Raw genomic sequence first — 18180 nt, 5'->3', positions numbered from 1 at the left:
GATAACATCGCATGCGCCTCCTGCCCTTGCTGGCTCTCCTGCTCGCCGCCTGCACCGCTTCCCCTCCCCCGGCGCCGGAGCGTCCGCCAGGCGGTTCAGGCCTTCCGGGACCCGGTGCCGCGCGCCTGGCCGCGGCGGCGGAGCGGGAGTGGCGGGACTGGGGCTCCATCGCGGTGGAAGGCTGGCCCGCGGCGCCGGAGCGCGTGCCGGATGCCTCGCCCGCGCTGTTCGAGCGGCTGATGGGATACTGGGCCGCCACCCCCGAGGGGCCGGAGGTGATCGAGGCCCACCGGCACTTCCGCGACACCATTACCGCGCCCCCGGCAGAATCGGCCTCGCTCGATCCGGTCTCGGGCCTTCCCTTCACCGTGGTTCCGGCGAACGTGTCGATGGCGGCCTTCAATACCCCCGCCTGGTCGGCGGCCTTCGTGAGTCACGCCATGGCGGCGGCCGGACTGCCCTTCAGTCCTTCGGCGAGCCACGCGCTCTATGTGGACCGCCTGATCGGCAACGCGCTCGCCGATCCGGAGGGCGCCGGCTTCCTCCCGCACGCCCCTGCGGAGCGCGCGCCGCGCTCGGGCGACCTGGTCTGCGCCGACCGCTCCGCGGCACCCCTGGCCGACTGGCAGGCTCGCCTGGCCGAAGCCGGGTGGTTCCGCCCCATGCACTGCGACATCGTGGTGCGGGCGGAGGGCGGCGCGGTGGAGATGATTGGCGGGAACGTGCTGGACGTGGTGCTGCGCCGCCGCGTGCCGGCCGACGCGGAGGGACGCCTGCTGCCGCCGCCGCCCGAGCGCGCGCCGTTCTTCGTGGTGTTCGAGAACCGGCTCTAGGCGGCAGCGCTCAGCCGCCGAGGTAGCGGCCGCGCAGATGCGCCATGAAGTCCGCGGCCTCCAGCGGGCGGCCCGTCGCCGCGCGCATCAGGTCCTGGAAGCCGAGGCGCGAGCCCTGGCCGTGGACATGGGCGCGCAGCCATCCGAGCAGGGGTGAGAAGTCACCGCGCGAAAGGGCCCCGTCGAGGCCGGGCACGGCCGCGCGGGCGGCGGCCATGAGCTGGGCTGCCGCCATGGCCCCCAGCGTGTAGGAAGGGAAGTAGCCGAAGGCGCCGTCGTGCCAGTGGATGTCCTGCAGGCATCCGCGGCGGTCGTCGGGCGGGGTGATGCCGAGCAGGGCCCGCATCCCCTCTGCCCATGCCCCGGGAAGGTCCGCCACGGGCAGTTCGCCCGCGATCAGCGCCCGCTCCAGCCGGAAGCGCAGGATCACATGGGCGGGATAGGTCAGCTCGTCCGCCTCCGTGCGGATGAAGCCGCGCTCCACCCGGCGCCAGAGGCGCGCGAGGTTCTCCGCGGCATAGGGCGCGGGGTCGCCGCCGAAGGCCCTGTGCAGCTCGGGGCCGAGCCAGGACAGGAAGGCATCCGACCGGCTTGCCTGCATCTCGATGATCAGGCTCTGCGACTCGTGCGTGGCCATGCCGGCGGCCTCGCCCACGGGTTGGCGGGCCCAGGCCTCCGGCAGCCCGCGCTCGTACAGGGCGTGGCCGGTCTCGTGCAGGATGCCGAGCATGGCCTGCTCGAAGCTCTCGGGCACATAGCGGGTGGTGATGCGCACATCCGTCGGTGTCCCGCCGCAGAAGGGGTGCAGGCTCTCGTCCAGGCGCGCGTGGTCGTAGTCGAGGCCCAGGCGCTCGGAAAGGCGGCGGCCCAGGGCACGCTGGGTCTCGGTGGCGAAAGGTCCCTGGGGACGGACCGGCGCCGGGCGCGACGCCTGGATCTCCTCCGCGCGCGGCAGGGCCTCGCGCAGGAAGGCCTCGTAGGCGGAGAAGACCGGCTCCACGTCGGCGGCGCCGATGCCGGGCTGGAAGCTGTCCATCAGCGCGTCGTAGGGCGCCAGGCCCGTGGCGGCCGAGAGTGCGGCGGCGGCCTCCCGCTGGAGCGCGACCACCGTTTCCAGCGCCGGGCGCACGGCCGCGAAATCCGACGCCGCGCGCGCCTCCCGCCAGATCTTCTCGCAAGCCGAGTTGGCACGGGCGATGGCCTCGACCAGCGCGGCCGGCACGGCGGCGGCGCGCCGGTGCGCGCGGCCCATCAGGTGGAGGTTGGCGGCATCCCAGTCCCCTCCGGCTTCCGCGGCCGCGAGGTCGTCGGCGACCTCGGGCGCCACCAGCATGGCGTGGGAGACTCCCGCCAGCACCGCAAGCTGCTCCCCCCGCGCCGCGCCGCCGCCGGGCGGCATCATGGCGGAGGCGTCCCAGGACAGCATGGCCGAGGCCTCCCCAAGCGTCGCGATGCGGGCGAAGCGGTCCTTCAGCCGGGCATAGGCCTCGTTCATGTCTCGTCCTTGCGGATGGCCCAGGCGACCAGCACACCCACCAGGGAGGCGGCGAGCCCATACCAGGTGATGGCGTAGCCGAGATGCGAGTTGGGCGGGCGCGGCATGGTCTGCGCGGGCTGCGGCAGCGCGTCCGGCGCCGCCCCCGCCGGGGCGAGGGCGACCAGGAGATCGGGCATCACGGCGGGCAGTCCGAGCGCCAGGCCGATCGCACGGGCATCGGCGGTGTAGAAACGGCGCCCCGCCACATCGTCCGTGGCGGCGAAGTAGTCACGGTCCTGCGGGGGGGAAACGTAGCCGGTGACGGCAATGGGCCCCTCGGGGCGGGTGATCGCGGCGCCGCGGCGCTCCAGGGGAACCCAGCCGCGATCCACGAGCACCGTTGGCCTCCCTTCCCGTTCGAGCGGCGTCAGCAGGTGGGTGCCGAGTGACGCGCCGCGCACCTCCACGCCCAGGATGGCCTCGAGGTCGTAGCGGAAGCGCCCGCTGGCCTCGACCTTGGAGAAGGGTTGGGGCGTGTCGGACAGGGGCAGCGGGGGACCGGCCTCGGCGCTGGCGATCTGGGCCAGCAGGTCGGTTTTCCAGTGCAGCCGCCGGACCTGCCAGGTGCCGAGGACGAGAAGGATGACCAGAACGGGGATGGAGGCGAGGACGGCCGGGAGGATTCGCCGGGCGCGGGGCGGCATGGGCGGCCTTTCAACGACGAACCCCGCCCGCCCGGCCGATGAATCGGCAGGCCGGACGGGGTTCGCGAGAGCAAAGGGGAGGCGTCAGTGCTGGGCGATCTCGCCCGCGCCCCACAGGTAGACGCAGATGAAGAGGAACAGCCACACCACGTCAACGAAGTGCCAGTACCAGGCAGCGGCCTCGAAGCCGAAGTGGCGCTTGGGCGTGAAATCGCCCCGCCAGCCACGAATGAGGCAGACCGCCAGGAAGATGGTGCCGACGATCACGTGGAAGCCGTGGAAACCCGTGGCGAGGAAGAAGGTGGAGGGATAGACGCCGCCGCCGGCGAAGGCGAAGGGCGCCTCGGAGTACTCGACCGCCTGAAGGGTGGTGAAGAAGAGCCCAAGGCACACCGTGAGGGCCAGGCCCTGCAACATGCCCTTGCGGTCGCCCTCGATCAGCGAATGGTGCGCCCAGGTGACGGTGCAGCCGGACAGCAGCAGGATCATCGTGTTCAGGAAGGGCAGGCCAAAGGGATCGAAGGTGTGGATGCCCTTGGGCGGCCAGATCGCCGTCTCGGCGCCGGCCACGTGCTCGGGGTAGAGCGCGAAATGGAAATAGGCCCAGAAGAAGGCCACGAAGAACATCACCTCGGAGGCGATGAAGAGCGACATGCCGTAACGCATGCCGATCCGCACGATCGGGGTGTGAACGCCGGGCTGCTTGGACTCGCGCACCACGTCGCGCCACCAGAAGAACATGGAGGCGAGCGTGCCCACGAGGCCGAGGCCGAACATCCAGTGGATGTTGTAATGCGACCAGAGCACGATCCCGAAGAGCAGCGCGCCTGCCGAGAAGGCGGAAACCAGCGGCCAGGGGGACGGATCCACCAGGTGGTAGGGATGCTTGTGCGGCGGCGGCGGCTCGGAGCTGTCGATCGCCATGCCGGCCGTGGTGGTGTCGAGAGCCATAGCGCGTCCTGGTGAAGTGGGGTCGAGCCCCCTTTGGTGGCCTGGGGCCGAGGCCCCTTCGATCAACACGGGGCCGAGGGCCCCGGGCGTGCGATGCATCAATCCCGCAAACGGCCGCGGTGATCAAGGGTTGGTGGGGCGGGAGCGGCGCCCGCCCGGGCGCGCAGGCCCACCCCTGGGCTCAGCGCGTGACCACGGGAGGTCCGGCGTTGCGGCCGACATGGGGGCCAGCGCTCGCCAGCGCGCCGGAGCGCTCCGCATCCGCCATGGTGCGGAAGAAGGTATAGCTCAGCGTGATCGTACGGATATCGCGCGTGTTGGGATCATCCGCCATGGCCGGGTCCACCCAGAAGGACACGGGCATCTCCACCTCCTGCCCGGCCTGCAGGGTCTGCGCGTCGAAGCAGAAGCAGGCGGTCTTGTGGAAATACTTGCCCACCACCTCCGGCGTCACGTTGTAGGTGGCGACACCCTCCACCGCACGCTCGGCCGGGTTGGAGGCGCGGTAGAAGGCCAGGCCCTGCTCGCCCAGATGCACCGGCATGGCGTTCTGCGCGGCCTCGAAGCGCCACGGCAGGGAGGGATGGGTGTTGGCGGCGAAGCGCACGGTCACCTGCCGCTGCACCGCGCCAGGGGCCGCGGGCCCGCCGGTCTGCACCGTGCCGTTGTACCCAGTCACCTTGCAGAAGGCGGCGTAGAGCGGGACGGCGGCGAAGGAGAGCCCGACCATGCCGAGCACGGTGGCGCCGGCCGCCAGGGCGATGCGGCGGTTGCCAGCCTGCTGCGCTTGCTTCAGCCGGCCGGGTTCGCTGGATTCGGGCATGGAGGATGCGCCTTGCGGAAGGGGCGTCAGGGACCGGGCGTGGTCAGCTTGGCGATGGTGATGAAGAAGAAGATGACCACCAGCGCGATCAGCACAACCAGCATGCCGATGTTGCGGCCACGGCGGCGGCGGTAGAACTCGACCTCCTCCTCCTTGCTCATGGAGGGGGCTTCGACGGGAAGCTGGGGCTGCGGCATCAGAGGATCCCCGTCGTGCGCAGCCAGTGGTCCAGCGTCAGCGCGCCGAGCAGCCCGGCCAGGTGGAGAAGGGAGAAGCGGAAGGCGGCACGCGCCGCCGCGTCCCGGACCAGGCTGACCCCCGTTGCATCCTGCGGCTCGCGCAGCACCCGCCAGGCGTGGAACAGGAAGCCGGCCCCGAGCGAGATGGCGTAGACGCCATAAACCCAGCCGGCCAGGCCCAGCAGCGTCGGCAGCAGGCCCAGGGGGGCGAGCACGACGGTGTAGAGCATGATCTGGCGCCGCGTTTCCCGCGCGCCCGCCACCACCGGCAGCATGGGCACGCCCGCACGCTCGTAATCCTCGTGCGCCCAGAGGCTGAGCGACCAGAAATGCGGCGGCGTCCAGGCGAAGACGATGGCAAACAGGATCAGCGGCAGGACATCCAGGTGGCCGGTGACGGCGACCCAGCCGATGATCGGCGGGAAGGCGCCGGCGGCGCCGCCGATGACGATGTTCTGCGGCGTCCGGCGCTTCAGCCAGACGGTGTAGATGAGAACGTAAAACAGGATGGAGCCAAGCAGCCAGCCGGCCGCGGCCCAGTTGGTGGCCAGCCCCATCAGCGCCACGGAAAGCCCGGCCAGGATCACGCCATAGGCGAGCCCGGCCTCGGGCGCGATGCGCCCTGCCGCCATCGGGCGCCGCGCCGTGCGGCGCATCAGCGCGTCGATGTCGCGCTCGTACCACATGTTGATGCAGCCGGCCGCGCCCGCGCCCACGGCGATGCAGAGGATGGCGACGGCACCCAGCACCGGGTGGATATGGCCCGGCGCCACCAGCAGCCCGACGAGCCCGGAGAAGACCACCAGGGTCATCACGCGCGGCTTCAGAAGCGCGAACCAGTCGCGCAGCTCCGACCAGTCGGTTGTCGCGTGGAGGGGGGAAACGGCGAGGGGGGCCGTGGCCCCCCTCCTCATCAGGTCACTCATGGTGACGCTCCATATCGTCCCGGCCAGTCCGGCTGCAACCGCGAAGCAGCGGGATCAGCGGATGTGGGGCAGTTCCTCGAAGGTGTGGAACGGCGGCGGGGAAGAAACCTGCCACTCCAGCGTCGTCGCGCCCTCGCCCCAGGGGTTCGCCGCAGCCTTTTCCTTGCGGAGGAAGGTCAGGACGACCACCCAGATGAAGAGCAGGAAGGACAGGGCCGAGATGTAGGACCCGATCGAGGCCACAAGGTTCCAGCCCGCAAAAGCGTCGGGATAGTCCGGGTAGCGGCGCGGCATGCCCTGGGCGCCCAGGAAGTGCATGGGGAAGAAGGTGATGTTCACGCCCACGAAGGTCGTCCAGAACTGCACCTTCCCCCAGAACTCCGGGTACTGGTAGCCGCTCATCTTGCCGATCCAGTAATAGAAGCCGGCATAGATCCCGAACACCGCGCCGAGCGACAGCACGTAGTGGAAGTGCGCGATGACGTAGTAGGTGTTGTGCAGGATCACCGTCACGCCGGCATTGGCGAGCTTCACGCCCGTGACGCCACCGACCGTGAACAGGAAGACGAAGCCGATCGCGTAGAGCATGGGCGTGCGGAAATCGAGCGAGCCGCCCCACATGGTCGCGATCCAGGAGAAGATCTTGATGCCCGTCGGCACCGCGATGATCATCGTGGCCGCCATGAAGTAGGCCCGCGTGTCCACCGAGATGCCGGAGGTGAACATGTGGTGCGCCCAGACCACGAAGCCCACCACGCCGATGGCCACCATGGCGTAGGCCATGCCCAGGTAGCCGAAGATCGGCTTGCGGGAGAAGGTGGACAGGATGTGGGAGACGATCCCGAAGGCCGGCAGGATCATGATGTAGACTTCGGGGTGGCCGAAGAACCAGAACAGGTGCTGGAACAGCACGGGGTCGCCGCCGCCCTCGGGCTTGAAGAAGGAGGTGCCGAAGTTGCGGTCGGTGATCAGCATGGTGATGGCGCCGCCGAGCACGGGCACGGACAGCAGCAGCAGGAAGGCGGTGACCAGCATCGCCCAGACAAACAGCGGCATCTTGTGCAGCGTCATGCCGGGCGCGCGCATGTTGAAGATGGTGGTGATGAAGTTGGCGGCACCCAGGATCGAGGAGGCGCCGGCCAGGTGGAGCGCGAAGAGCGCCATGTCCATGGACGGGCCCGACTGGTAGGTGCTGTCCGACAGCGGCGGGTAGATCGTCCAGCCCGCGCCGGCGCCCTGGCCGACGAACATCGAGCTGACCAGCAGCATGAAGGCCGGCACGATCAGCCAGAACGAGATGTTGTTCAGCCGGGGGAAGGCCATATCCGGCGCGCCGATCATGATCGGCACGAACCAGTTGCCGAAGCCGCCGATCAGGGCGGGCATCACCACGAAGAACACCATCACCAGCCCGTGGGCCGAAACCATGGCGTTCCAGGCCTGCCCACCGGAGAAGATCTGCATGCCCGGCTCCTGCAGCTCGATGCGCATCAGCACCGAGAGGGTGACGCCGACGCAGGCGGCCACCACGGAGAAGAGGATGTAGAGGGTTCCGATGTCCTTGTGGTTCGTGGAGAACAGCCAGCGGGACACAAAGCCCGGGGCATGGTCGTGGTGGTCGTCATGCCCGTGATGGGCGGTGTCTGGGGCGGCGTGCGCCATGGTCTCTCTCTTCCTGTCAGGCCGCCTTACCGGCGGGCCTCCACGGAGGGGGTATCAGCGGCGGCCACGGAGGTGGCGCGGTCGCGCTCGGGCCAGCCGGGACCCGTTCCCTGGGCGAACTTGGTCTTCGCCTCGGCCGCCCAGGTGTCGAACTCGGCCCTTGGCACGGCGCGCACGGCGATCGGCATGAACCAGTGGTTGTTGCCACAGATCTGGTTGCACTGGCCGTAGAAGGTGCCTTCGCGGTCGGCGCGGAACCAGGTCTCCAGCGTGCGGCCGGGGATGGTGTACTTCTGCACGCCCAGGCTGGGCACGAAGAAGGAGTGGATCACGTCATGCCCGGTGGTCAGCACCCGGACGGTGGCTCCCACCGGGATCACCAGGGGATTGTCCACGGACAGGTTGCGAAGCTGGCCAGGGCGCAGCTCCCCCTCGGGGACCGGGTAGCTGTCGAAGGCGAAGCTGCCGTTGTCGGGGTACTCGTAGTGCCAGTACCACTGCCGGCCCTGCACATTCACCGTCATGTCCGCATCCCGCGCCCGGTCCTCGTAGTAGATGAGGCGGAAGGAGGGGATGGCGATCACCAGCAGGATCAGCACCGGGACCACCGTCCAGGCGATCTCCAGCACCGTGTTGTGGCTGGTGCGCGAGGGGTTGGGGCTCCGCACCGCCGCGTAGCGCCACATCACATAGGCCAGCAGCCCCGCCACGAAGATCGTGATGGCGATGATGATGTAGAGCACGAGGTCGTTGAAGTCGTGGATGGCCGCCTTCACCGGCCCGAAGGCCTCCTGCAGGCCCAGGCCCCAGGGTTGCGGGGCGCCCAGCGCCTCGCCGCCCGGCGTCGGGGCAGGCGATTGCGCGAAGGCCCCGCCCCCGCTCAGGAGCATCAATCCCAGGGCTGCCCAGAGCGCCCCAGCTTTCGAGAAAATCCGCAGCATTCCGCCGTCCTGATCCGGTGTCCCGCAAGCCGCGCACCGCGCGTCCGGCGGCCACGCGCCGCTCCACTGAAACCGCCCCGGCGCCTGCGCGCCGGCCAGCCCCGCGGGTGGCGGGGCATGGCGCCGGCGACACTAATCACGCGTTGCCGTGCCGCACAAGATTGGGTGGCCCCGCCGCGCCGAAAGAGGGGGCGGGAACTTTCCCCGCCCTGGTCCTTCCGGTGAGCCGCGGCTCAGCCGGGCGCGGCGACCTCGCCCTCGGTCTCGCCCTCGGGTCCGGCCTCCGTCACGTGGTCCACCATGTCCGTCAGCATGGAGCGCACGTGCTGGTCCATCACGGCATAGAACACCTGCCGCCCGCGCCGGTCCGCCTGCAACAAGCGGGCGGCGCGGAGCAGGCGGAGGTGGTGGGACACGAGGCTGCCGGAGATGCCGATGCGCTCCGCCATCTCCCCCACCGAAGCCGGCGCGTCGAGGCAGGCCAAGATGATGCTGAGCCGGGTGGGGTCGCTCATCAGCCGGAACATCTCGGCCAGCTCCACCACCTGGTCGTCGCCGATCCTGCCGCGCACCGTCCACCTCACTGCTCTCGCGGCCGAGTCTCCGGTGGCGGGAGGCTTCTGTCCAGGCCGCGAAGCCGGAGCGGCGCCTGCCGGTGCGCCCCCCCCCCGGGAAGAGGCTCGCCCCAAGGCTCAGGCGGTGACGGCTTGCAGACCGGCCACGGCGGGGCGGCGCCAGGGGGAGTCGCGCTCGGCCCAGGCGGCGCCGCCCCGGGCGCGGGACCACCGCTCCATGGCGCGCTGCGCGTGACCGGACACGGCGATCGGCGGGGCGGGACCGCACAAAAGGCGCTCCCAGGTGCGGGTGTGGCGCGACACCACATCGGCGCCGTCCCTCAATGCTGCCACGGCCCGATAGGCCCAGCGCGGCGAGGCGGCGCGGCGGGGATCGGCCAGCAGCACCGGGGCGCCCGGAACGTCCAGCGTCGCGGCCCAGGCAGCGGCGCGGCGCACCAGCCGGAGCATGTCGCCCGTCTCGCCCTCCACGCGCAGGTGGAAGGGGTAGTCGGGGGCGAGGGTCCGAACGATCCCCAGTGCCTCCGAGGGCTCCGCCGCCATCACCAGGACCGCCAGCGCGCCATGGGCCACCGGCAACCCGCCCGCCGCACGCGAGCGGGCCAGGGTGAGCAGCAAGGGCTCCAGTTCCGCAAGCCGCCCCCGCGCGACGGACACTGCAACAATGGCCGTGGGCGCCACCATGCCGGCCCGGACGGCGCGCAGGGTTGCCCCCGCACCCACGGAATGGGTTGCGGACCGATTGGCGATCCCCCGCCGGACCCAGCCTCCCGGGCCGGAGTGGCGGGGATGAGCCGCCGAGGCTCTGCGCGTCTGATCCATCCGGGGAGTTGAACCGCACCAGGATTTAGCCTCCGTTAACGCCCGACAGCCTCTCCGGTTCCTTCCCCGTCGTTCCCGGTCACTGCGATGGGCCGTATCCGTTCGGGGGGATTTCGTTGAGCGCGCCAGCTTGGCAGCCCGCCTCCCCTTCCCCCGGCAGCCGCTCCGCGCCATCTGGCGGGAATGCGCAGACGCCGCCTCCTTTCCGCCCTTCCCCTCCTGCCGATGCCCTTGCTGTTGCCAGCCAGTGCGGGCGCCCAGGGGCAGGCGCCGGCAGCCTCCGCCCGCGACAGGACGGATCTGCAGCGGGTGGAGGCGTATCTGAACGGCCTCACCACGCTTCGTGCTCGCTTTATCCAGATCGCCCAGAACGGTGCGACGGCGCAGGGCACGGCGCTGATCTGGCGGCCGGGCCGGATGCGCTTCGACTACGACCCGCCGGAACCCCTGCTGCTGATCGCCAATGCCGGCCAGTTCATGCACTACGACAAGGAGCTGCGTCAGCCCTCGATTGTGCCGGTCGGCTCGACGCCGCTCGGCATCCTGCTGCGGGAGCGGATCGCGCTGTCGGGCGACGTGACGGTGGCGGGCGTGCAGCGCGAGCAGGGATTGCTGCGCGTGACGCTGTTCCGCACCGGCAACCCGGCGGAAGGGCGGATCACCCTGGTTTTCGCCGATAACCCCATGGAGTTGCGCCAGTGGCTGGTCGTGGACGGGCAGAGCCGCACCACCCGGGTCACCCTGTCCGCCATCGAGACCGGCATCCGGCTGGACCGCGCCGTCTTTGACTTCAACGACCCGCGCTTCATGGCCTCGCCAGTGGACAACAATTAAGAAAAATGAGGCGCTGCGGGCACGTGCGGTGGAATTGGTGTGCGGTGCAGCGGTTCTGCCTTGAAACTGACACGGTGCAACTGCGACATAGCATCCCATGCGGCCCTTGATCGGCATCTCCTGTTGCGTGAAACCCTTCGGTCCCACTGGGATGCCGAACCACGCTGCGTCTGACCATTACGTGCGGGTCGTGCTCGGTCCGGTGGGCGGGATGCCCGTTCTCCTTCCCGCCGCCGGGGAAGAGGTGTCGCGTGAGCTTCTCTCCCGCCTGGACGGGCTGCTGCTGACCGGCAGCCGCTCCAACGTCTGCCCTGTCCATTACGATGGCCCCTGCCATGCGGAGGGCACGCCGGAGGATCTGGCGCGGGACTCGACCACCCTGCCCCTGATCCGCGACGCGGTGTCCGAAGGGGTTCCCCTGCTGGCGATCTGCCGCGGCTTCCAGGAGCTGAACGTCGCCCTCGGTGGTTCGCTGGACCAGCGCATCCAGGACCTGGACGGGCGGATGGACCATTCCACGCCCAGCGACCAGACCCTGGCGCGGGTCAAGACCGGCAAGGCCCACTCCGTGCAAGTGGCCTCCGGCAGTGGCTTGGCGCGCCTCTGGGCCGGGCTGGATTTCGATCCAGCCGCGGTGCCCGTGAACTCGCTGCACAACCAGGGCGTGGCCCGCGCCGCGCCACGGTTGCGGCCGGAGGCCTGGGCACCCGATGGCACCATCGAGGCTGCGAGCATCGATGGTGCCCCGGGCTTCGCCGTGGGCGTTCAGTGGCACCCGGAATACGATTGGGAGCGGGATGCCCTGTCCCGCCGCATCTTTGACCGCTTTGGCGAAGCGGCCGCAACTTTCGCCGCCCGGCGCGCTTCCTTTGGTTTGGCAGTGGCCGCGGAATAGGCGTTTCACTGGGCTTCGGGGTGCCGGCCTTGCTGGCACTCACGCGTCTGTGTTCGCTTTTTCCGCGAGGCGCTTTGCATTTCCCCTGTGGATATTGGTAATCTTTGGCTGCTGGTGATGAGCCAGTGGTGGCCGGCCTCCCCTGCCGGCTCGCCCGACCTAAGACTAAATCCGATCGGAAAATAGCGTACCGGCGCCCGGTGACCCCCCTCACCGGGCGCCATCTTTTTGCGGCCCGAGTCGCGTCCGCGTTTCCCTTGGGCGGCTTTCCGCCTCACCCGCGCAGCCCTATACCGTCGGCCGTTCCCGGAACCGGATCGGACCCCCAGAACCATGGCCGACTACGTCATCGCCCCGCCCGCCGTCGCGGCCCTGCCCGTGCATGGGGGCGGCCTGTTTCCCGTGCGCCGCATCTTCTGCGTCGGCCGCAACTATGCCGAGCATGCCCGCGAGATGGGCAGCGACCCCGACCGCGAGCCGCCCTTCTACTTCACCAAGCCCGCCGACTCGATCGTGGTGAACGGCGCCGACATGCCCTACCCGACCGAGACGAAGGAGCTTCACCACGAGATGGAGCTGGTGGTCGCCATCGGAGTCGGAGGGTCCGACATCGCCGAGGCCGACGCGCTGAACCACGTTTGGGGCTACTGCGCTGGCCTCGACATGACCCGCCGCGACCTGCAGAACGCCGCCAAGAAGACCGGCCGCCCCTGGGACATGGGCAAGGCCTTCGATCACTCCGCTCCCCTCGGAGAGCTGGTGCCGGCCGGATCGATCAATCCGGGCAAGGGGCTGATCGAGCTGAAGGTGAACGGCCAGGTTCGCCAGACATCCGACCTGTCCAAGATGATCTGGGCCGTGCCCGAGGTGATCGCCAACCTGTCCCGACTGGTCCAGCTCTCCCCAGGCGACCTCATCATGACGGGCACGCCGGAAAACGTCGCGGCCGTTCAGAAGGGCGATCTTCTTGAGGGCACGATCGAGGGCGTGGGAACGGTCACGGTCCGCATCGCCTGATGCCGAAGGGCGCCAAGGGGGCCACGCCGCTGCGCGTGGCCACCTGGAACATCAACTCCGTCCGCCTCCGCGCGCCGCTGCTGACCGGTGTCGTGGAGGCGCTCGCCCCCGACGTCCTCTGCCTGCAGGAAACAAAGACGCCGGACGAGCACTTCCCGCACGAGGCCGCGGAGGCGCTCGGCTTCGCCCACCGCATCATCACGGGCATGAAGGGCTACAACGGCGTCGCCGTTCTTTCCCGTCGCCCGCTGACGGTGCTGCCGGATGGGCGCGACTGGTGCGGGCGCGGGGACTGCCGGCACCTGGGCGTGGCCGTGGACATGCCCGGCGGACCGGTGGAGGTCCATAACTTCTACGTTCCCGCCGGCGGCGACGTGCCTGACCCCGCGGTCAACCCGAAATTCGCGCACAAGCTGGACTTCGTGGCCGAGGTCACCGCCTGGACCGCCGCACGGGGCCCGGCGAAGCGCGCCGTCCTTGTCGGCGACCTGAACATCGCGCCGCTCGAGCACGACGTCTGGAGCCACCGGCAGATGCGCGACATCGTCTCGCACACCCCTGTGGAGATCGAGGCTATCACCCGCTGGCAGGAGGCAGGCACCTGGCACGACGCGCTGCGGCACTTCGTGCCGCCGGAGGAGAAGCTCTACACTTGGTGGTCCTACCGCGCGAAGGATTGGCGCGCGGCCGACCGGGGCCGGCGGCTGGACCATGTCTGGGTCAGCCAGGACCTTGCGCCCGGCCTCATCCGCCACGCCGTGCTGAAGGATGCGCGGGACTGGGTGCAAACGAGCGACCACGTGCCGGTGATGGTGGAGGTCGCGGCCTAGGGAGGCCCACCCTTCAGCCTTCCGCCGGATCGTCGCGCAGCTTCTCTGTCTCGAAGCGCCGCCTGTAGGCCAGGGGGAGGCTGTCGCCGAGGCCATGGAAGATCGTCACGGGCTCGATCTCCCGGCTATGGGGAATACCCTGGACGTCCCCCTTTGTGTGCCGCCGCCGAGCAAGGGGCAACCGCACGAAGGGGGGAGCCGTGCTTCCTAGAAATCCGCATGAGCGTTTTCACGGGAACTGACCATGTCCCCATGAAGCAACTCGGACAGCAGGGCAGGCACGAATTCAAGCCACTCGTCGTCCTGCTCAACGATTTCGTCGTTCAGGCAGAATCTTTCGATGCTGGAGTCGCGTGCCAGGACCCTGTCACGGAAGCGCTGCCTTTCATGCTTGCTGTCTGATCTTTTGAACAACACGTGGTTCGGTTCATACCGGAGCTTCGCCACGCCCCGAGCGTGCAGAAAGTAGTGGTACATCATGTTGACGGTGAGCCCATAGGCCGACCGGAATTTCTGCTTGTGAAGCGGGATTAAATCGTCAGAGAAAATCCGGTGAAAGTTCTGCCACTCCGACTTCAGGAATGGTTGGCTTACATGCGAGATGGCATTGACCGGTTTAACTCCGCGAAGCCACATGCGACAGCGTTGCCGTCGCCCCACTTCGTCCGTCTCGGGCAACTTGCCGGTGGTGAATTCCGGCAAGGGAAAGCGCTTGCTCAAAGCTCGGATTGCATTGGATTCCATCGCGCGATAGGTCGATTTCGGCCCGCTCGCCGCTATCCAGTGAGCTTGGCTGACCAGCGGCCGTCCCCGCGAGTCGAAAAAATCCGACGGAGCATGCCGCTTTGCAAAAAAGTAATCGTCGTTCGAGTAGATGTAGTGCTCTGATAATCCGGGTATTCTGTGGATATAGAGCTCCACCAGATCCGACTGAAAGCAAGGCAAGGTTTCCTGCGGCAGGATCGCGTTCTGTTCGATATAAGTGACATTATCGAAAGCGGACAGCCATCCTGGTGGGGAACCGCTGCCAACGACGTAAGTATGCCTCACAAAAGGGACGAACTTCGCTGCGTTCCGAATGCTGGCTTTCAGCTCACCATTGTCTTCCACCCTGACGGAGCCGCTCCTGTAAACCTGATCGGTCTTGACCTCCGCTTCCGCATAGCGGCAACGGAGAGCCATCAGATCCTCGTCCGCGGAGTTCACCCAAGTATAAACATGGTCGATGTCCATGGTGCTTCACTCATCAGAGAAAAAACAAGTTGTCTGTTTCAGCATTCTTCAGAATACCTCCTGCGCTATCACCCGCAGGGTTTTTGCCTGACCAACGGCGCCGAATGCTGGGAGCGATCATTCTTTCATTCCGCCTCCAAAGCGCTTGAGCCTGGTGGTTGAGCCCCAGGGCCAGCCGCAGCAGGCCACGAAGCGGCGCCCCGGGCACCGGGAACCCTGTCATGGAAATGTAATACTCGGGCGTCCGATGGCCAGTGCCTATGAGGGACCGCCGCTTATTGTGCTTGCACCGCGGGGCTTAGACGCCACGGCGTTCAAGACCACGGCGGTGGCGGGCACATGCCGGGCCGGTGCAAGGTTTTCCCGCGGTCGCCTCCACCCAACGTCCTGACAAGCCCGGCCTCTCAGCCGGGGCGCCGCCTGCGTGGTGAAGGGTGGGTCCGGCCTTCCGGACCTTGCGCGCACTGGAACTCCGGGGGGGTTACCCGACTCCAGCGCGGAATGGCGGCGAACCCGCTCGTGACCGAGATGCACACGGCCTCTGGCCAGAGGCGCTCGCAGAGGTGGACGCCGCCGCTCCGGAGCGGTGACGGGGTGACGGCAGCAGCGAAGGCACCTTCGCGGAAGGGAATGGTGTTCGGGTGTTCACGCGGGACCTGCCGCATGGTGCGGCTCCACGCAGAATGTCGCCCGGCCCGGAATGGGAGGCCGGGCGACGAGAGATCCGCTCAGGCCGTGCGGTCGGCCATGGCCGGGGACGAGGCATTGGCGAGCGCCGCCTGGGCTGCCGCCAGCCGCGCCACCGGCACGCGGTAGGGCGAGCAGGAGACGTAATCCAGCCCCGTGTTCTCGCAGAACTGGATCGAGGCCGGGTCACCACCGTGCTCGCCGCAGATGCCGAGCTTGAGGCCGGGCTTGGTGGCACGCCCCTTCTCGGTCGCGATCTGCACCAGGGCACCCACCCCGTCCACGTCGATGGAAACGAAGGGGTCCTTCGGCAGGATGCCCTTCTCCACGTAGAAGGGAAGGAACTTGCCGGCGTCGTCGCGCGACAGGCCGAAGGTCGTCTGGGTCAGGTCGTTGGTACCGAAGGAAAAGAAGTCGGCGCTTTCGGCGATCTTGTCGGCCAGCAGCGCCGCGCGCGGCAGCTCGATCATGGTGCCGACGAAGTACTCGATCGTCGTTCCCGCCTCGGCGAAGACCTCCTTGGCGACGCGGTCGATCTGTTCGTGGCTGATCTCCAGCTCGCGCTGGGTGGCCACCAGCGGCACCATGATCTCCGGCACCGGCGCAAGCCCCGCCTCCTTGGCGACGATAATCGCCGCCTCGAAGATGGCGCGCACCTGCATCTCCGCGATCTCCGGATAGGTCATCGCCAACCGGCAGCCGCGGTGGCCGAGCATGGGGTTGGCCTCCGACAGGTCGCTCGCCCGGCGCTTCATGGTGGCGAGGTCCGCGCCCAGGCTCGCCGCCACCTCGGCCAGCTCTTCCTCCTTGTGGGGAAGGAATTCGTGCAGCGGCGGGTCGAGCAGACGGATCGTGACGGGCAGGCCCGCCATGATGCGGAACAGCTCCACGAAGTCATCGCGCTGGAAGGGCAGCAGCTTGGCGAGCGCGTCGCGCCGGCCCCCCTCGGTCTCGCTCATGATCATCTGGCGCACGGCGCCGATGCGGGCGGGATCGAAGAACATGTGCTCGGTGCGGCAGAGGCCGATGCCCTCCGCGCCGAACTTGCGGGCGGTGTCGGCATCGAGCGGCGTCTCGGCATTGGCGCGCACGCGCAGGCGGCGCACGCCATCGGCCCAGCCCATCAGCGTCTCGAAGTCGCCCGACAGCTTGGGCTCCACCATGGCCACCGTGCCGGCAAACACCTCGCCGGTCGCGCCGTCCAGCGTGATGGTTTCGCCCGCCCGCACCTGCACGCCGCCGGCGGCCAGAACCTGGGAGGAATAGTCCACCACCACGCCGCCCGCGCCCGCCACGCAGGGTCGGCCCATGCCGCGCGCCACCACCGCCGCGTGGCTGGTCATGCCGCCGCGGGTGGTGAGGATGCCGCGCGCCGCGTGCATTCCGTGGATGTCCTCGGGCGAGGTCTCGATACGCACCAGGATCACGCTCTCGCCCTTGGCGGCGCGGGCCTCGGCCTCGTCGGCCGTGAACACCACCACGCCGCTGGCCGCACCCGGGGAGGCCGGCAGGCCGCGGGTGAGGAGGGTACGCTTGGCGCTGGGGTCCAGCGTCGGGTGCAGGAGCTGGTCGAGCGAGCCCGGGTTCACCCGGCGCACGGCCTCGGTGCGGTCGATCAGCCCTTCCTCCGCCATGTCCACGGCGATCTTGAGGGAGGCCGCCGCCGTCCGCTTCCCGTTGCGGGTCTGCAGCATGTAGAGCTTGTTGCGCTGGACCGTGAACTCGATGTCCTGCATGTCCGCGTAGTGCTTCTCGAGCTTGTCGCGCACCGCGACCAGCTCGGCATAGGCCGCGGGCATGGCGGCCTCCATGCTCCGCTCGCCGGGCTTGGCGCGGGCTTCGCTCATCGGCTGCGGCGTGCGGATGCCCGCCACCACGTCCTCGCCCTGGGCGTTGATCAGGTACTCGCCGTAGAAGACGTTCTCGCCCGTGCTGGGGTCGCGCGTGAAGCACACCCCCGTCGCGCAGTCGTCGCCCATGTTGCCGAACACCATAGCCTGCACGTTCACGGCCGTGCCCCAGTTGGCGGGGATGTCGTGCAGGCGGCGGTAGGTGATGGCGCGCTGGTTCATCCAGGAGCCGAACACCGCGCCGATCGCGCCCCAGAGCTGGGCGTGCGGGTCCATCGGGAAGTCGGCGCCGGTCACCTGGCGCACCATGTCCTTGTACTCGCCGGCGACGCGCTGCCAGTCCTCGGGCGAAAGCTGGGTGTCCTCCACCACGCCGCGGGAGAGCTTCGCCTCCTCGATGATTTCCTCGAAGCGGTGATGGTCCACGCCGAGCACCACGGAGCCGTACATCTGGATGAAGCGGCGATAGCTGTCCCAGGCGAAGCGGGCGTCGCCCGAGGCCGTGGCCAGGCCCTGCACGGTGGTGTCGTTCAGGCCGAGGTTCAGCACCGTGTCCATCATGCCCGGCATGGAAACCCGCGCGCCCGACCGCACGGAAACCAGCAACGGGTTGGCGGCATCGCCGAACTTCGCGCCAACAGCGGACTCGATGCGCTCAAGCGCCTCCTTCACCTGCCCTTCGAGGTCGGCGGGATAGGTGGAGGCGTTGGTGGTGAAATAGGTGCAGACCTCGGTGGTGATGGTGAAGCCGGGGGGCACCGGCAGGCCGATGGAGGCCATCTCCGCCAGGTTGGCGCCCTTGCCGCCCAGCAGGTTCCGCATGTCCGCGCGACCGTCGTTCCGGCCGGCTCCGAAGCCGTAGACCCAGCTTGTCATAAACC

17 protein-coding genes are annotated in these 18180 nt (G+C 68.9%); 5 read left to right on the top strand and 12 right to left on the bottom strand.

Features of this window, described 5'->3' with window-relative positions:
• The first annotated feature begins 11 nt into the window (after positions 1-11).
• Positions 12-833: a DUF2272 domain-containing protein gene (locus ACFFIC_RS28975; RefSeq protein ID WP_377057027.1), complete on the top strand. Its 822-nt coding sequence runs from the start codon at positions 12-14 to the stop codon at positions 831-833.
• A gap of 10 nt (positions 834-843) precedes the next feature.
• On the opposite strand, the gene ACFFIC_RS28970 is transcribed toward ACFFIC_RS28975, so the two are convergent.
• The 10 genes from ACFFIC_RS28970 to ACFFIC_RS28925 form a co-directional block, all read right to left on the bottom strand.
• Entirely contained in the window at positions 844-2328 is a 1485-nt protein-coding gene (locus ACFFIC_RS28970; protein ID WP_377057025.1) for a carboxypeptidase M32, read from the bottom strand.
• Positions 2325-3014 (bottom strand): SURF1 family protein, encoded by a 690-nt coding sequence (locus tag ACFFIC_RS28965; protein WP_377057023.1) that lies wholly within the window; start codon positions 3012-3014, stop codon positions 2325-2327. Before ACFFIC_RS28965 ends, ACFFIC_RS28970 begins: the two co-directional genes overlap by 4 nt.
• Positions 3015-3098: 84 nt before the next feature.
• Positions 3099-3965, bottom strand: coding sequence for a cytochrome c oxidase subunit 3 (locus ACFFIC_RS28960; protein WP_377057021.1), 867 nt, complete (start codon positions 3963-3965; stop codon positions 3099-3101).
• 181 nt (positions 3966-4146) lie between these two features.
• On the bottom strand, positions 4147-4788 hold the full coding sequence (locus ACFFIC_RS28955) for a cytochrome c oxidase assembly protein (RefSeq protein ID WP_377057019.1): 642 nt from the start codon (positions 4786-4788) through the stop codon (positions 4147-4149).
• Positions 4789-4814: 26 nt separating this feature from the next.
• A complete protein-coding gene (locus ACFFIC_RS28950; protein WP_377057017.1) occupies positions 4815-4985 on the bottom strand; it encodes a hypothetical protein in 171 nt (56 codons plus the stop codon).
• The gene (locus tag ACFFIC_RS28945; RefSeq protein WP_377057015.1) at positions 4985-5953 is read right to left on the bottom strand and encodes a heme o synthase; all 969 of its coding nucleotides are present in this window, start codon (positions 5951-5953) and stop codon (positions 4985-4987) included. The genes ACFFIC_RS28950 and ACFFIC_RS28945 overlap by 1 nt, the downstream gene beginning before the upstream one ends.
• A gap of 54 nt (positions 5954-6007) precedes the next feature.
• Positions 6008-7615: a cytochrome c oxidase subunit I gene (gene ctaD, locus ACFFIC_RS28940; RefSeq protein ID WP_377057013.1), complete on the bottom strand. Its 1608-nt coding sequence runs from the start codon at positions 7613-7615 to the stop codon at positions 6008-6010.
• Between the two features lie 26 nt (positions 7616-7641).
• Positions 7642-8556 (bottom strand): cytochrome c oxidase subunit II, encoded by a 915-nt coding sequence (coxB, locus tag ACFFIC_RS28935; protein WP_377057011.1) that lies wholly within the window; start codon positions 8554-8556, stop codon positions 7642-7644.
• A gap of 233 nt (positions 8557-8789) precedes the next feature.
• On the bottom strand, positions 8790-9128 hold the full coding sequence (locus tag ACFFIC_RS28930) for an ArsR/SmtB family transcription factor (protein WP_456306980.1): 339 nt from the start codon (positions 9126-9128) through the stop codon (positions 8790-8792).
• A gap of 120 nt (positions 9129-9248) precedes the next feature.
• Complete coding sequence (locus tag ACFFIC_RS28925) at positions 9249-9854, bottom strand: hypothetical protein (RefSeq protein WP_377057009.1); 606 nt, start codon at positions 9852-9854, stop codon at positions 9249-9251.
• A 282-nt stretch (positions 9855-10136) separates the two neighbouring features.
• On the opposite strand from ACFFIC_RS28925, the gene ACFFIC_RS28920 reads away from it, so the two are divergent.
• From ACFFIC_RS28920 to ACFFIC_RS28905, 4 genes are all read left to right on the top strand, one after another.
• Positions 10137-10787, top strand: coding sequence for a LolA family protein (locus ACFFIC_RS28920; RefSeq protein ID WP_377057007.1), 651 nt, complete (start codon positions 10137-10139; stop codon positions 10785-10787).
• Between the two features lie 97 nt (positions 10788-10884).
• Entirely contained in the window at positions 10885-11682 is a 798-nt protein-coding gene (locus tag ACFFIC_RS28915) for a gamma-glutamyl-gamma-aminobutyrate hydrolase family protein (protein ID WP_377057005.1), read from the top strand.
• 333 nt (positions 11683-12015) lie between these two features.
• Positions 12016-12699, top strand: coding sequence for a fumarylacetoacetate hydrolase family protein (locus tag ACFFIC_RS28910; protein WP_377057003.1), 684 nt, complete (start codon positions 12016-12018; stop codon positions 12697-12699).
• A complete protein-coding gene (locus tag ACFFIC_RS28905) occupies positions 12699-13529 on the top strand; it encodes an exodeoxyribonuclease III (protein WP_377057001.1) in 831 nt (276 codons plus the stop codon). The genes ACFFIC_RS28910 and ACFFIC_RS28905 overlap by 1 nt, the downstream gene beginning before the upstream one ends.
• A gap of 207 nt (positions 13530-13736) precedes the next feature.
• On the opposite strand, the gene ACFFIC_RS28900 is transcribed toward ACFFIC_RS28905, so the two are convergent.
• On the bottom strand, positions 13737-14762 hold the full coding sequence (locus tag ACFFIC_RS28900) for a hypothetical protein (protein ID WP_377056997.1): 1026 nt from the start codon (positions 14760-14762) through the stop codon (positions 13737-13739).
• 728 nt (positions 14763-15490) lie between these two features.
• On the bottom strand, positions 15491-18175 hold the full coding sequence (gene ppdK, locus ACFFIC_RS28895) for a pyruvate, phosphate dikinase (protein WP_377056995.1): 2685 nt from the start codon (positions 18173-18175) through the stop codon (positions 15491-15493).
• Positions 18176-18180 lie beyond the last annotated feature (5 nt).

This window comes from Muricoccus vinaceus (genome assembly GCF_042433125.1).
Lineage (GTDB): Bacteria > Pseudomonadota > Alphaproteobacteria > Acetobacterales > Acetobacteraceae > Roseomonas > Roseomonas vinacea.
This window is presented reverse-complemented; position numbering and strand designations above follow the sequence as displayed.

Excerpts from the sequence above, each read along its gene's own strand:
- ACFFIC_RS28965 (WP_377057023.1), bottom strand. The coding sequence starts at position 3,014 with ATGCCGCCCCGCGCCCGGCGAATCCTCCCGGCCGTCCTCGCCTCCATC.
- ACFFIC_RS28905 (WP_377057001.1), top strand. The coding sequence starts at position 12,699 with ATGCCGAAGGGCGCCAAGGGGGCCACGCCGCTGCGCGTGGCCACCTGG.
- ACFFIC_RS28970 (WP_377057025.1), bottom strand. The coding sequence starts at position 2,328 with ATGAACGAGGCCTATGCCCGGCTGAAGGACCGCTTCGCCCGCATCGCG.
- ACFFIC_RS28945 (WP_377057015.1), bottom strand. The coding sequence starts at position 5,953 with ATGAGTGACCTGATGAGGAGGGGGGCCACGGCCCCCCTCGCCGTTTCC.
- ACFFIC_RS28915 (WP_377057005.1), top strand. The coding sequence starts at position 10,885 with ATGCGGCCCTTGATCGGCATCTCCTGTTGCGTGAAACCCTTCGGTCCC.
- ACFFIC_RS28955 (WP_377057019.1), bottom strand. The coding sequence starts at position 4,788 with ATGCCCGAATCCAGCGAACCCGGCCGGCTGAAGCAAGCGCAGCAGGCT.
- ctaD (WP_377057013.1), bottom strand. The coding sequence starts at position 7,615 with ATGGCGCACGCCGCCCCAGACACCGCCCATCACGGGCATGACGACCAC.
- ACFFIC_RS28960 (WP_377057021.1), bottom strand. The coding sequence starts at position 3,965 with ATGGCTCTCGACACCACCACGGCCGGCATGGCGATCGACAGCTCCGAG.
- ACFFIC_RS28920 (WP_377057007.1), top strand. The coding sequence starts at position 10,137 with ATGCGCAGACGCCGCCTCCTTTCCGCCCTTCCCCTCCTGCCGATGCCC.
- ACFFIC_RS28910 (WP_377057003.1), top strand. The coding sequence starts at position 12,016 with ATGGCCGACTACGTCATCGCCCCGCCCGCCGTCGCGGCCCTGCCCGTG.
- ACFFIC_RS28900 (WP_377056997.1), bottom strand. The coding sequence starts at position 14,762 with ATGGACATCGACCATGTTTATACTTGGGTGAACTCCGCGGACGAGGAT.
- ppdK (WP_377056995.1), bottom strand. The coding sequence starts at position 18,175 with ATGACAAGCTGGGTCTACGGCTTCGGAGCCGGCCGGAACGACGGTCGC.
- ACFFIC_RS28975 (WP_377057027.1), top strand. The coding sequence starts at position 12 with ATGCGCCTCCTGCCCTTGCTGGCTCTCCTGCTCGCCGCCTGCACCGCT.
- ACFFIC_RS28950 (WP_377057017.1), bottom strand. The coding sequence starts at position 4,985 with ATGCCGCAGCCCCAGCTTCCCGTCGAAGCCCCCTCCATGAGCAAGGAG.
- coxB (WP_377057011.1), bottom strand. The coding sequence starts at position 8,556 with ATGCTGCGGATTTTCTCGAAAGCTGGGGCGCTCTGGGCAGCCCTGGGA.